The organism is Parafrankia sp. EUN1f, assembly GCF_000177675.1.
GTDB lineage: Bacteria > Actinomycetota > Actinomycetes > Frankiales > Frankiaceae > Parafrankia.
Genome location: NZ_ADGX01000082.1, coordinates 24,158 through 38,460 on the forward strand (window position 1 = coordinate 24,158; position 14,303 = coordinate 38,460).

The following is a 14,303-nucleotide window of genomic DNA, read 5'->3' on the forward strand; positions in this document are numbered from 1 at the left end:
AACCCACGGGCCCTGAGGTTTGGTGCTGGTCACCAGCGCCGGGAGCACCAGGTGCTCCCTCGCCGGACTACTCCCTGCCGAACTGCTCCCGAAGCCGCCGCAGCGCCTCCTCGTCGATCGCCGAGGCGGGCTGCTCCGACTGCGAGGTGTAGGAGGACGGCGCCGCAGCTGCCGCGTCCGCCTCCTGCGCCGCCCGGATCTGGGCCTGGTGGGCCTCGTACCGGGTCTGGGCCTCGGCGTACTGCCGCTCCCACTCGGCCTGCTGCTCCTCGAAGCCCGGCAGCCATTCGCCGGTCTCGGGGTCGAAGCCCTCGGGGTAGACGTAGTTGCCCTGCTCGTCGTACTTGGCTTCCATGCCGTACTGGCTCGGGTCGAACGTGTCGCCCTCACCGGCCAGCGCGGAGGCCTCGTTGGCCTGCTTGAGCGAAAGGCTGATCCGACGGCGGTCGAGGTCGATGTCGATGACCTTGACGAGGATCTCGTCGCCGACGTTCACAACCTGCTCGGGGATCTCGACGTGGCGCTCGGCCAGCTCCGAGATGTGCACCAGGCCCTCGATGCCCTCGTCCACCCGGACGAACGCGCCGAACGGCACGAGCTTGGTAACGCGGCCGGGCACGACCTGGCCGATCGCGTGGGTCCGGGCGAACTGACGCCACGGGTCCTCCTGCGTCGCCTTCAGCGACAGGGAGACCCGCTCGCGGTCCAGGTCGACGTCGAGGACCTCGACCGTGACCTCCTGGCCGACCTCGACCACCTCGGACGGGTGATCGATGTGCTTCCAGGACAGCTCGGAGACGTGCACGAGACCATCCACGCCACCCAGGTCCACGAAGGCACCGAAGTTGACGATGGAGCTGACCACGCCCTTGCGGATCTGACCCTTGGCAAGCTGCGCCAGGAACTCCGAGCGCACCTCGCTCTGGGTCTGCTCCAGCCAGGCGCGGCGGGAGAGAACCACGTTGTTGCGGTTCTTGTCCAGCTCGATGATCTTGGCTTCGAGCTCGCGGCCCACGTAGGGCTGAAGGTCGCGGACGCGACGCATCTCCACGAGCGAGGCGGGGAGGAAGCCACGCAGGCCGATGTCGAGGATGAGACCACCCTTGACGACCTCGATGACGGTGCCGGTGACGACGCCGTCCTCCTCCTTGAGCTTCTCGATCGTGCCCCAGGCGCGCTCGTACTGGGCGCGCTTCTTGGACAGGATCAGACGACCTTCCTTGTCCTCCTTCTGGAGGACAAGGGCCTCGACTTCATCTCCGACCGAGACGACCTCGTGCGGGTCGACATCGTGCTTGATCGAGAGCTCCCGTGACGGGATCACACCCTCGGTCTTGTAGCCGATGTCGAGGAGCACCTCGTCGCGGTCCACCTTGACGATGACGCCCTCGACGATGTCGCCGTCGTTGAAAAACTTGATCGTCTTGTCGACCGCGGCGAGGAAGTCCTCGGCCGAGCCGATGTCGTTGACCGCAACCTGTGGTGTGGTCGGGCTGTGCGAGGTGGTCACGGTCTCCACGGGTCGTACGTCGGTGGTGCTCGTCAAGGGGTCGGCTCCGACTGGGAATCGTCTCTTCGCGCGAGGGCCGGATCGAACCGCCGGGACGGAGGGACAGGCACCGCAAGAACGACACTGTCAGAACCGAAAGCGACTGCTCGAGTGGATCCGCTCGGTCTGAGACCCACGAACCCTCGTGCAACTCCCAAGTCTAGGGAGCGGTGTCCCTGGAGGTCAACGGGAGCAGCCACCGACTCGAAGTCGATCGGTCGGATCGCCGGCTCGGCGGGCCACCTCGTGGCCACCCAGCGGCCATCCCGCTCACCCTTTGACGCTCACATAGTACGAAAAGTCACCTGGTCTCGTCCTCGAGATGACTGTGAAAGTGTCCACGTCGACCCTCGGGCGTTCCGCCCGAGGACGGCTGGCGCGACCGCGCGTCAAGCCGATCCCGGCGGCTGACTCCCCGGTGGGCGGCCCGACGAGCAGGTGCGCCCGGGGTGTCCACGGGAGGCACCCGGGTGGCGGGCACGTCGCCGGATCGAGCTTGTCCCGCCCCGCCGATCCGCAACGGCATCGTCCGTGCCGGGTCACCGTCGACAGCATCGGCGGCGACGCCGCTCACACCGAGGTGTCCGCCATCCGACACCGCGACGCCGCGCGTCAGGCCGGTCGCCAATGGCGCCGTAGTGCCTCGCCCGGCCGCCTGGCGGACCCGCCCGGCCGGTCCCGAACGGGCCCGCAGCCGGCCCACCAGCCACCGCCCCAGGGCGATGAACGGACGCTCGACCAGCAGGTAGGTCACCGCGGAGACGGCGCAGGTCAACCCGAGGACCGTGAGGAAGAACGGCCAGAAGGGGCGCACGTCGTCGGCCGGGCTGATGCGCTCGACGACGACGTCGATCACGGTGGTGTGCCACAGGTAGATGCCGTACGAGATCATCCCGAGCCAGGCCATCGGGCGGCAGGCGAGGAACCTGCGCACCAGGCCGCGGCTCGGCCCGAACACCGCGGGCAGGAGCAGGAAGAAGCCGGTCAGGCCGTAGAAGAGATGGCGCCCCATGTCCTGGCTGCGGTTCGGGACGAACAGCGGGCTGCGGGGCAGCCCGAGCTGCGTGCTCGAGAACCAGTAGAAGAACGCCGCTGCCAGCACGCAGGCGGCCCCGAACCAACGCCACTGCGCCCACCGCGGCGAGCGCCCGTTCTGCGTGTACCAGGCGGACAGGACCGCGAGCAGCATGCCCATGGCGAACAGGTCCCACCAGACCGGCAGCCACACCGTCCAGCCGTCCGCCCACCAGATGTCGGACCCGATCAGCTTGTAGTGCAGCACCCGGCTGATGACGAAAATCACCGCGAGCGCGGCGAGCTCGACCTTCAGCTGGGCGCGGGGGGAGCGCCGCCTGCGGACGAGCAGCCAGGCGTAGAGCGGGATCGAGAGGTAGAACGCGAACTCGATGTTGAGGGTCCAGGCCTGGGTCAGGCCCTGGATCGCGGTCTCCTTGCGATAGCCCTGCGCGAACAGGGCGGTCTGCACCAGCCCCTTGAAACCGTGGACGCCCATCCGCTCGTCCGGCACGACGTTCAGCGCGACCGCGAGCGCCAGCCAGTAGAGCGGGATGATCCGCAGCAGGCGACGGACGTAGAAGGCCGGGGCGTCGGGAGCCCGGCGACCACTGAGGTGCGCGGCGGCGAACGGCCGGTAGAGCAGGAAACCCGAGATCAGGAAGAAGATCTCCACGCCGATCTCGCCCCGGGCCACGTAGGTCCCGATCGCGTTGTCTCCCGTGGTCAGCCCGCTGTAGAAGGCCACGTGGACGACCAGCACCAGCAGCGCGGCGATCCCACGCAGCCCGTCGAAGCCGGGGAACACCACGGGCGGGCCTGACCGGGCCTCCGACCGCCCCGTCACCTCCGCCGATCCGGATGACTCGGATGTTTCAGTCGGTTCGGCGCCAGCCGGGCCACGCCGGGACTCCACGGCGGGGCCCGCGCCATCGGTGACAGCACCGGCACCAGCGCCAGCACCGGCGAAGGCCACGCTTTTCGTGGCAACGCCGGGCTTGCCTCGGAAGCCGGCGGTCATCTATCCCGACCGCCACTGTCGGTGATGTCAGGCACGCACGCAAGGTACCAGGAGGTACCACACGCGGGCCCCGCGCAAGCGCGACGGGGACCGCTACCGACCTCGCCGCGAGCGCCCGTTTCCCCGGGCATCCAGCGAAAAACCCCGACCGGACGGCGCTTGGTGAAGCCCACCACGGCCAGCCGGCGCGGCCTGTGCCTTTCTCCGGGGCGGCACGCGACCATACAGAGGACCAGCACGGACAGTAGTGACTTGGCAAGATTGCGCCGCAACTGATCGCAGTGTGTTTGGTGCGGATTGCACGAAGCGCCACCGCGGTGGCGCCAGCGACGCGGAGCGGCTACACCCGGCACTCACCAACACCCATATACCGACATACAACGACCAGCACCAACGATCGCGAATGCTCGACGGAGGACGTATACATCGGAAGTGGTGGTCAATTAATCAACGGGTTGAGCTGTTCAACCAGCCGACCGGCTAACGTGGATGCCGCGCCGTCCGGCCGGCGGACGACGAGCGGCGCGCCTGACCCCACCCTCGCCAGCCGAACGGGCCACTACGCTGAACTGCGCCGACGGTGCCAGCAGTCCTGCCACAGGCCCTCCGGCCAGCCCGGCCGGGCAGCCCATCCGCCCATGCGCAATGGGCTTCGGTCGTGCCGATCAACACACTGGACGGCCCGGGCCTCGCCACCCATCGGTGTCGTCGGGCGATCCCTTCGTCGTAGCCTCGACGCCGTGGTACCGCCGGGACGACAACTGGGTGAATCCCACGGGCAAGGATGATTCCGAGTTTTCTCCCCCGACCACAGCGAGGTGACGTCGAGCCCATCCAGGACAGGCAATGGCAATGTGGATGCCGGCCGGGGCGCATCGCCGGAGCAGCCGTGACCACGCGGCCGGGCGACAAACTCGTTTCCCGCGACGACACGGCGAATTCGGGCGGACCGGGCAGTCGGGCCGGGCCGACGTCGGTCGACCCGGCCAGCCCTCGATCCGCGTCAAGTGCGGACCCGCGAGCAGGCGCCTGCTCCACATCGGGCATCGTGGTCGTAACGGACATTGCACCCAGGCCGGGACATCGTTCCTGGTCAGCCGCGTGCCGAGCCCAGGATCCACGGGTCACCGGATCGACGGGCCAGGTAACAACGACTCGGAAAGGGGACTGGGCTGAGCCGCCGAGAGATCGACACCCACCCGCTGGCCCGCCCCCGACGCGGCAGTTCGCGGGAAGGCCGGGCCACCGCCAGGACTGGCTCGCGCCGGGAGCGTGACCGCGCCGTGGGCTCCGACCAGCCGACCACCGGCCTCTCACCCGACCAGAACCGCCTCGACCGCAGCCGCCTCGACGCCGCGTACCAGCGGGACGCCGTGCCCGACCCTGATGGTCGGCTGCGCACGGCGACCGGCTACCGGGGCGAGGACACCGAGCGGATCGAGCGCACCTCCGCCCGGACACGGATACCGGGACCCCCCGGCCACCGGCACGCACCCGGCCACCGGCGCAGCCAGGCCCGCGGGAGACCGGCCCGATGGAGACCGGCCCGGCGCGTCCCGGCCTGCGCAAGAGCGGCCCGCAGAAGGCCGCTCCGACGGACTCCGGCCCGCGGGAGACCGGCGTGCCGCGGCCCAGCAGCTCTCCAGAGCTCGGCCCGACCGACACCGGCCCGTTGGAGACGGGCCCGCTCACGGCTCCGGTCCTGGCGCCGCTCGGCCACTCCCCCGCGCTGGACGGCCTGCGGGCACTGGCGGTCCTGAGCGTCATGGCCTACCACGCCGGTCTGAGCTGGATGCCGGGCGGGCTGCTCGGCGTCGACGCCTTCTTCGTGCTCTCCGGATTCCTGATCACCGGCCTGCTTGTCACCGAGTACCGCGCGACCAGGCGCATCGACCTCAGGTCGTTCTGGATCCGTCGCACCCGCCGGCTGATGCCGGCGCTGCTGACCATGATGCTCGGGGTGGCGGCCTATGCCCGCTGGGTAGCGGCTCCCAGCGAGGTAGCGACGTTGCGCATGGACGCGCTGGCCACCCTCGGTTACGTCGCCAACTGGCGCTTCGCGCTGTCGGACCAGAGCTACTTCGATCATCTCTCCACCCCGTCGCCGCTGCTGCACACCTGGTCGCTCGCGGTGGAGGAGCAGTTCTACGTGCTGTGGCCGCTGTGCGTCTACCTGCTGATGTGGCAGACCGGACGGACGGTGACCCGCTGGCGCAACCAGCGCCGGCGGGCCCAGACCCTGATCCTCACCGTGGCGGTTCTCGGGGCGGAGGCCTCGGCACTGCTCGGGCTGTTGCTGGTCCTGCTCAACAGCGACGAGTCCCGGATCTACTACGGCACGGACACCCGTGCCCAGGCACTGCTCGCCGGCGCGGCCCTCGCCGTCTGGCGGATCCAGCGGCGGACTCCGCTCACCGCACGGACGAAGAAGGGCCTGGCGGTCGTCGGGTGCCTGGCGGGCCTGGCGATGCTCACGATCTGGGCGACCGTCGACGGGGAGAGCCGGATGCTGTACACCGGCGGCTTCCTGGGCGTGGCAGTCGTCGTGATGCTGCTGATCGCCTCGATCATCGAGGTGCCGACCGGGCCGGCCGCGAAAGTGCTCTCCTGCGCCCCGTTGCCTGCCATCGGTCGGGTCTCCTACGGGCTCTACCTGTGGCACTGGCCAGTCTTTCTGACTGTCACCGCCAGCCGCACCGGGCTGAGCGGCCCGGCGCTGCTCGCCGCCCGGGTCGCCGTCACAGCGGCGATCACCATCGCCTCGTTCCATCTGGTCGAGAACCCGATCCGGCGCGGGAAGATTCGCTTCCCCCGGCCGCGGCTCACCGTTCCCGCCTCGATCGGCGCCGTCGTCGCCGTCGTCATGGTGGCGACGATCGCGGATCCCGCCGCCGGGCGTGGCGCGGCTGACCTGGAACGTCTGGCGCAGCAGGCCGCGTCCGCGGCGCCGCCGACGGCGCGCGCCGAGCCCGCCTCGGGTGGCCGCCCCCTGCGCGCGATCATGGCCGGCGACTCGCTCGCGCTCACGCTGGGTTTCAGCCAGTTCACCGTCACCGCGGCGGACCAGGGGATGGAGGTCCGCGACGCCTCCGAGCTCGGCTGCGGCGTCTCCCGGGCACAGCCGAGGTACCTCAAGGGCGAGCGGGACTATCCGCAGGCGAGTTGCGTCAACTGGCCCAACCGGTTGCGGCAGAAGGTCGACGAGGTCCACCCCGACGTCGCACTGCTGCTGGTCGGCCGGTGGGAGGTCACCGACCAGGTGTACAACGGTCGCCGGACGCACATCGGTGATCCCGCCTTCGACGCCTACCTGGGGCGGGAGCTCGATCTGGCGATCACCACGCTCTCGGCCGGCGGGGCGAGGGTGGTGCTTCTCACCACACCCATGTTCAGGAAGGACGAGGCGGCTGACGGCAGTATCTACCCGGAGACCAGGCCGGACCGGGTGATCGCGTTCAATGCCCTGCTACGCCAGGCAGCCGCCCGGCACTCCGCGGTGACAACCGTGATCGATCTCGCGGCGATCCTCAGCCCGGACAACCAGTACCGCGACGAGATCGACGGCGTGCAGGTACGCGACGACGACGGCGTGCACATCAGCAACGGTGGTGGCGCACGGGCAGGTGATGTCATTGTGCCTCAGCTTGTACGGATGCTCCGCCCGGCCACAACTGGCGGCGCGGGCACGCCGAGCCCGGTACCCGAGTGACCTCGTCGCTTTACCTGGCGCTAACCTTCCGCAGCAGTACTCCACGGTCCACAGGAGGATGATCGTGCCTCGCGCACTGATTACGGGAATCACCGGCCAGGACGGCTTGTACCTGGGTGAGCTGCTGGTCGGGCGCGGTTATGAGGTGTTCGGCCTGGTGCGCGGGCAGTCGAACCCGAAGGTCGCGACGGTGGAGCGGGTGGTGCCGGGGGTGGTGCTCCTGGAGGGGGATCTCACCGATCTTCCGTCGTTGATCGGTGCCGTGGAGATCTCGCAGCCGGACGAGGTGTACAACCTGGGTGCGATCTCCTTTGTGGGTCTCTCCTGGAAGCAGGCGGAGCTGACCGGTGAGACCACCGGAATGGGAGTTTTGCGGGTTCTGGAGGCATTGCGGATCGCGGCGGGTAACGATCTGTCGCGCGTGCGCTTCTACCAGGCGTCCTCGTCGGAGATGTTCGGGAAGGTGCGGGAGACCCCGCAGCGGGAGACGACGCCTTTTCACCCGAGATCGCCGTATGGGGTGGCGAAGACATTCGGGCACTATCTGACGGTGAACTACCGCGAGTCATACGGGTTGTTCGCGTGTTCGGGGTTGCTGTTCAACCACGAGTCGCCGCGGCGCGGGATCGAGTTCGTGACGCGGAAGATCTCACGGGCGGTGGCGCGGATTTCGCTGGGGTTGCAGGACTCGGTGTCACTGGGAAATCTCGAGTCGCGGCGGGACTGGGGTTTCGCCGGAGATTACGTGGACGCGATGTGGCGGATGCTGCAGCAGGACGTCCCGGACGACTTCGTGGTCGCGACGGGCGAGACGCACAGCATCCGGGAGCTGTTGGATGTGGCGTTCGCGCGGGTGGGGATCGAGGACTGGTCGGAGTACGTGCGGGTCGATCCGCGGTTCTTCCGGCCGGCGGAGGTCGACGTGCTGGTCGGTGACGCGTCCAAGGCGCGTGAGGTGCTGGGGTGGAAGCCGCGGGTGGGCTTCCACGAGCTGGTTGAGATGATGGTCGACGCCGACCTCGCCGCCGAGGCCGCAGCCGCGGGACAGACGCTGACGAACAGGTGACTGATGCTGCCCGGACACTCATGTCGGGACGCGTGCGAAAGGCCCGCATCCCACACCCTGCGGCCCGCGCCACGACTCGGCGCGGGTGAGTTCACGTCCGGACGCATGTCACGCCGTGTGACGGGGAGGGTACGCGCGTGCGTGACTCCGGGGGACAGCCGATGAACACTGGTCCGGCCGCCGGTTCCCTCCCCCCTCAGTCCCGCGGGCGACACCGTTCGGGCCGACGGGCACCCATGTCGTTCCGCGCGTCCGACCCGGCGGCGGGCCGGACGCCGACCTCCTCCTCGCCCACGGGCACGGCATCACCCACGGGCACGGCATCACCCACGGGTGCGGCGCCCAGAGGCACCGCCTACAACGGCGGCACGGGGGCGGTCCGCACCACGGCCGGTACGCCGGCCTCAGGCCAGGTGCCCGGCGTGGCGGACCCGCGTGACGCGGGCGGGGCGGGCGCGGCACGGCGGACGCATCCGAGCCTGGCGGCGTTTCCCGGGCTCGCCGGTCTGGCGCCCGAGCGCCTGCGCGGCCAGAGCGACCGCATCCGGGCCGCGATGCGCGGCGCCATCCCGCTCGCACTCGCCGGCCTGGTCGCGAACGCGGCGAACCTTGGGGTGACCCTGGTGATCGCGCGGGCGATGAGCACCCGGTCCTACGGTGCCGTCGCCCAGCTCTTCGCGATCTTCTTCGTCGTCTCCATGCCCGGCAGCGCCCTGCTCGTCGGAGTCGTCCGGCGGATCACCAACTGGCAGCACACCGGCCAGGCTGACCTGATCGACGCGTGGATCAGCCGGGTTCGGCGGGTCGGCGTCGTGGTGGTCCTCTCCGTCGCCGTGGTCGCGGTCCTCGCCCGCGGGTTCATCGCCGACGAGCTCTCACTGCCCGGCGCCGGCGGCGTCGCGGAGATCATCATCGCCGGTGCCGCCTGGTGCCTGCTGTGTGTCGACCGCGGGCTGATGCAGTGCGGGCGGCTGTACCCCGCGTTGTCCGCGAACCTGCTCGTCGACGCCGCGGTGAAGAGCGGCTCCACGATCGCGCTCGTACTCGCCGGTCTGGACGAGGCCGGCGCGGCGATCGCCGTCCTGTTCGGGGTGCTCGCCGCGCTGGCGCACACCCGGTGGTGCCTGCGGCGGCATCCGTCCGCACTCGGCAACCTGGAGCCGGTAAGCTGGCAGCCGCCTCCGGCGACGCCGGCAGGCACGGACACGGCGGCGACGACGCTGCCGTTGCCCGTCGCCGGCCCGGCGGCCACCGCGGAGCCTCGGCGTCTCGCCGTCGAGGTCGGTTCGGCCCTGGTGACACTGGCGTTCCTGGCCATCCTGCAGAACATCGATGTTCTGCTGCAGGGCAGGCTCTCTCCGGACGAGTCCGGCCCCTACGCGGCTGTGTCGGTCGCGGCGAAGGTGCTCGTGCTGGGAGCCATCGTCCTCGCCGGCTTCCTCCTGCCCGAGGCCGCGGACCGCAATCATCTGGGGCAGCACGCACTGCATCAGCTCGGCGCAACCCTGGCGATACTCGCCGTGCCTGCCGTGGGGCTGCTCACCGTGGCCGTCATCGCACCCGACACACTGCTGTCTCTGGCTTTCGGGCCGCGTTTCACCAATGCCTCCGGTGCCCTCCTTCCACTCGCCGGAGCAATGACCTGTCTCGGAGCGACCGTGTTGTTCTCCCACTACCTGCTCGCCCTCGGCGAACGAGCCGTGCTCGCCGTGCTCGCCGTCGCGACCGGTGCCGCCGTGTCCCTGATGGTCTGGGCCCAGGGCTCCCCCGTGTCGACCGCGCGCGCGAATCTCGGCTGCCAGGCGGTCCTCGCGGTCGTGACCGGGCTGATGGTCCTCGCCGCCGCGCGCCGGACGGCCCGCGCATGAGCGCGCTCCCGCAGGAGGAAGCCGCGCTGGCCGCGCTCTCCGGAATCGACCTGACGGCGCTGGCCGCCCCCACCCCGACCCTGGCCGAGCTGGTCGAGCTGTCGGGCCTGCGCCGCATCCACATGTTGGCCTGGCGTGATCTCGACGACCCCGAGTCGGGCGGTTCGGAGCTGCACGCCGACAAGGTGGCCGAGCGATGGGCAGCGGCCGGTGTCGACGTCAGCCTGCGCACCGCGCTCGCCCCCGGCCATCCGGAGACCGCACGGCGGCACGGCTACCAGGTGGTGCGCAAGGCCGGGCGCTACTCCGTCTTCCCGCGCACGGCGATGTCCGGCGCGTTCGGGCGGGGCGGCCCGTGGGACGGGCTGGTCGAGATCTGGAACGGCATGCCGTTCTTCTCCCCGCTCTGGGCACGCTGCCCGCGGGTGGTGTTCCTGCACCATGTGCACGCCGAGATGTGGCGGATGGTGCTCTCCCCCAAGCTGGCCCAGGTCGGCGAGACCATCGAGTTCAAGATGGCGCCGCCGATGTACCGGCGGACCCGCATCCTCACGTTGTCGCAGTCGTCCCGTGACGAGATCATCGAGCTGCTCGGCCTGCCGGCTGGCAACATCTCGGTGATCCCGCCGGGCATCGACCCGTCCTTCAGCCCGGCCGGGGAGCGTTCGCCGCATCCGCTGGTGCTGGCGGTCGGCCGGCTGGTCCCGGTCAAGCGGTTCGACGTGCTGATCGACGCGCTCATCCGTGCGCATGACGAGCATCCGGCGATGGAGGCCGTGATCGTCGGCGAGGGGTACGAGCGCCCGGCGCTGGAGGCGCGCATCGCGGCCGCCGGCGCCGGCCGCTGGCTGCGGCTGGTCGGCAGGGTGGACGACGCGGAGCTTCTCGACCTCTATCGGCGCGCCTGGGTGCTGACCTCCGCCTCCGCCAGAGAAGGTTGGGGCATGACGATCACCGAGGCCGCCGCCTGCGGGACACCCGCCGTCGCGACCAGGATCGCCGGCCACACCGATGCGGTCGTGGACGGCGCGTCCGGTCTGCTCGTCGAGGATCCGCATGACCTGGGCAAGACGCTCGCGAGCGTGCTGACCGACACCGAGCTGCGGATCCGGCTGTCCGCCGGCGCCCTTGCCCACGCGGCGACGTTCACCTGGGAGCAGACCGCCCGCGCGACCTACCTCGCGCTGGTGAACGAGGCCGCTCGTCGCAAGCTGCTGCGCCGCCCCGCCCCGAGCAGCCACGCGGGCACGCCCCAGTGACCTTGACCGCTCAGGCATCCGGCTCCGCGGCGCCCGACGGGCCGGAGCCGGGGCCGGATGCCACGCTGGGCTCCGGCGGCCCAGGCTCGACCCGCCGTCCGCGCATCCCCCACCGCTTCCAACGTGTGATCCCCTCGTGGCCCACACTGGTGCTGGCGGCACTGGCCTACATCCCGCTGCTGGCAACGGCGCCCGGGCGGATCGGCGCGGACACGAAGGCCTACCTCTACCTCGACCCGGGCCGGATGCTCTCCCGCGCGGTGTCGATGTGGGATCCCGACGTCGGGATGGGCACGGTCACCCACCAGAACATCGGCTACCTGTTCCCGCAGGGCCTGTTCTACTGGCTCCTCCAGCTCGTCGGGCTGCCCGACTGGGTGGCCCAGCGGCTGTGGACCGGCTCGATCCTGTTCGGCGCGGGCGCGGGCGTGCTGTTCCTGATGCGGTCGTTCCGCTGGCCCGACCGATACGCGTTCATCGCCGCGCTGGGCTACATGCTCACGCCCTACACCCTGGAGTACGAGGCACGGATCTCGGCGATCCTGCTGCCGTACGCGGGCCTGGGCTGGCTGATCGGCATCACCGTGCGCGGCCTGCGCGAGGCCGGCGTGGACGAGCTCGCCCGAGCGGGCGTCACCGGTGCCTCTGGTGGCTCCGGTGCCTCTGGTTCCGCTGCCTCTGGTGGCTCCGCTGCCACTGCTGCCACGGGCCGCTCCCGATGGGACCGCCTGCGTTCCGGCTGGCGGTGGCCGGCGGCGTTCGCGCTGATGGTGACCCTGATCGGCAGCATCAACGCGTCCAGCCTGATCTTCATTCTGTTCGCGCCGCTGCTGTGGGTGCCGTTCGCGGTGTGGGGCACCCGCGAGGTCCGGTTCGCAACCGCGCTCGGCCTGTGCACGCGGGCCGTGGCGCTGATCATCGTCACGTCCGCGTGGTGGATGGCCGGCCTGTACACGCAGGCCGGCTACGGCCTGAACGTGCTCGCGTTCACCGAGACGGTGAAGACCGTCGCGAGCAGCTCGCAGGCGTCCGAGGTGCTGCGGGGCCTCGGCAACTGGTTCTTCTACGGCGAGGACGCCCTCGGGCCCTGGATCAGCCCGGCGACCGAGTACACCGGCAACCTGGTGATCATCGCGATCAGCTTCGCGGTGCCCATACTGGCGCTGGCCGCCGCCGCCTGCGTGCGCTGGGGCCATCGCGCCTACTTCATCGCCCTGATCACGCTCGGCACGATGATCTCGGTTGGCGTGTACCCGTACGACGACCCGTCTCCGCTGGGCCGGCTGTTCCGCGACTTCGCCGAGGGGTCCACCGCCGGGCTGGCGCTGCGTTCGCTGCCCCGTGCGGTCCCCATGGTGGTGCTGGGGCTGTCGGTGCTGCTCGCCGGCGGCCTGGCCGTCCTCGACCAGAGGTTCGCGGCCAGCCGCGCACGGCGAGCCGAGGCGGCGGCCGAAGCCGCGACCACGGCAGGCACAGCCGCGACCACGGCAGGCGCGGCCTCCGCGCGCCGGCGGCCCGCGCTGGTGCCGACTCTGGCATTCGGCGGGGCGGCGCTGATGCTCGTGCTGAACATGTCGCCACTGTTCCGTGGGCAGTTCATCGAGCCGCTGCTGGACCGCCCGGAGGACATCCCGGCCTACGAGCAGGAGCTCGCCAGCGCCCTCGATGCCGTCGCCCCGGACGCGACCGGCCAGCAGACCCGGGTGCTGGAGCTGCCCGGAGCCGACTTCGCCCACTACCGGTGGGGCACCACGCTCGACCCGGTCGCCTACGGGCTGATGGACCGGCCGTCGGTGGTCCGCGAGCTCATCCCCTACGGCGACGCCGGCTCCGTGGACCTGGTGCGCGCGCTGGACCGGCGGATGCAGGAAGGCGTGCTCGACTCCGAGTCGATCCCGGACATCGCCAGGCTGATGAGCGCCGGCGACGTCGTCCTGCGCAGCAACCTCGCCTACGAGCGGTTCCGGACCCCGCGCCCCCGCGCGACCTGGGACCTGGTGGCCAACAACCGGCCGGACGGGCTGAGCGAGCCGCGCACCTTCGGGCCGCCCACCCTCGAGGACCCCGGCATCCCCTACACCGACGAGATCACGCTGGGCACCGACGCGGACGTCATCGACCCGCCGACGCTGGCCGACTTCGCCGTCGACGACCCACACTCGATCGTGCGGGCCGAGAGCACCGAGGCACCGCTGCTGGTCAGCGGCAACGGTGAGGCCCTCGTCGACGCGGCCGCCACCGGCCAGCTCGACGCCGTGCTCGACAGCCGGCGCACCGTGCTCTACGCGGGCGACCTCGTCTCCGACCCCGACAAGATGCGCCAGGCCCTCAACGACGGCGCGGAGCTGCTCGTCAGCGACACCAACCGGCTGCGGGCCGAGCGGTGGACGGGCATCCGCGAGAACTTCGGGTATGTCGAGCAGCCAGGCGTCACGCCACTGACCAAGGATCCGAACGACAACCGGCTGGTGCTCTTCCCCGACGCCGGGCACGCGTCCGAGACGATCATGCAGACGTCCCCGCCGGGCTCCGCGGCGCAGGTCGCGAACGTGCGGGCCACCGACTACGGCAACACGTTCTCCTACGGTGTCGCCGACCGGCCGACCCAGGCGATCGACGGCGACATGAAGTCCGCCTGGCGGGTGGGGGCGTTCACCGACCCGACCGGCGCCGCCTGGCAGGTACAGCTCACGAAGGCGACGACCGCCGACCACATCCGGCTCGTGCAGCCGATCAACGGCCCGCGCAACCGGTGGATCACCCGCGTCACGCTGACCTTCGACGGCGGCTCCCCCGTCACCGTCGACCTGCGGGACT

At 70.6% G+C, this 14,303-nt stretch carries 7 protein-coding genes; 5 read left to right on the forward strand and 2 right to left on the reverse strand.

The features are described from left to right. Window positions 1–67 precede the first annotated feature (67 nt). Together rpsA and FREUN1FDRAFT_RS22950 are read right to left on the reverse strand one after the other, a co-directional pair. Window positions 68–1,546: a 30S ribosomal protein S1 gene (gene rpsA / locus FREUN1FDRAFT_RS22945; RefSeq protein ID WP_006542603.1), complete on the reverse strand. Its 1,479-nt coding sequence runs from the start codon at window positions 1,544–1,546 to the stop codon at window positions 68–70. Between the two features lie 304 nt (window positions 1,547–1,850). Then, a complete protein-coding gene (locus FREUN1FDRAFT_RS22950; protein WP_232295354.1) occupies window positions 1,851–3,410 on the reverse strand; it encodes an acyltransferase in 1,560 nt (519 codons plus the stop codon). Between the two features lie 1,708 nt (window positions 3,411–5,118). Here FREUN1FDRAFT_RS22950 and FREUN1FDRAFT_RS22955 point away from each other — a divergent pair. The 5 genes from FREUN1FDRAFT_RS22955 to FREUN1FDRAFT_RS22975 all read left to right on the forward strand — a co-directional run. Beyond that, window positions 5,119–7,293: an acyltransferase family protein gene (locus tag FREUN1FDRAFT_RS22955; RefSeq protein WP_006542606.1), complete on the forward strand. Its 2,175-nt coding sequence runs from the start codon at window positions 5,119–5,121 to the stop codon at window positions 7,291–7,293. Window positions 7,294–7,357: 64 nt separating this feature from the next. After that, window positions 7,358–8,359 (forward strand): GDP-mannose 4,6-dehydratase, encoded by a 1,002-nt coding sequence (gene gmd / locus FREUN1FDRAFT_RS22960; protein ID WP_006542607.1) that lies wholly within the window; start codon window positions 7,358–7,360, stop codon window positions 8,357–8,359. A gap of 161 nt (window positions 8,360–8,520) precedes the next feature. Then, complete coding sequence (locus FREUN1FDRAFT_RS22965) at window positions 8,521–10,227, forward strand: lipopolysaccharide biosynthesis protein (RefSeq protein WP_035953126.1); 1,707 nt, start codon at window positions 8,521–8,523, stop codon at window positions 10,225–10,227. After that, window positions 10,224–11,486 (forward strand): glycosyltransferase family 4 protein, encoded by a 1,263-nt coding sequence (locus FREUN1FDRAFT_RS22970; protein WP_006542609.1) that lies wholly within the window; start codon window positions 10,224–10,226, stop codon window positions 11,484–11,486. The genes FREUN1FDRAFT_RS22965 and FREUN1FDRAFT_RS22970 overlap by 4 nt, the downstream gene beginning before the upstream one ends. Further along, window positions 11,483–14,303: alpha-(1->3)-arabinofuranosyltransferase family protein (locus tag FREUN1FDRAFT_RS22975; protein WP_006542610.1), on the forward strand; the 2,821-nt coding region annotated here is incomplete at its 3' end. The genes FREUN1FDRAFT_RS22970 and FREUN1FDRAFT_RS22975, both read left to right, overlap by 4 nt.

Bases quoted from the DNA above. Each gene is read 5' to 3' on its own strand.
- FREUN1FDRAFT_RS22955 (WP_006542606.1), top strand. From the start codon at position 5,119: ATGGAGACCGGCCCGGCGCGTCCCGGCCTGCGCAAGAGCGGCCCGCAG.
- FREUN1FDRAFT_RS22965 (WP_035953126.1), top strand. From the start codon at position 8,521: ATGAACACTGGTCCGGCCGCCGGTTCCCTCCCCCCTCAGTCCCGCGGG.
- FREUN1FDRAFT_RS22970 (WP_006542609.1), top strand. From the start codon at position 10,224: ATGAGCGCGCTCCCGCAGGAGGAAGCCGCGCTGGCCGCGCTCTCCGGA.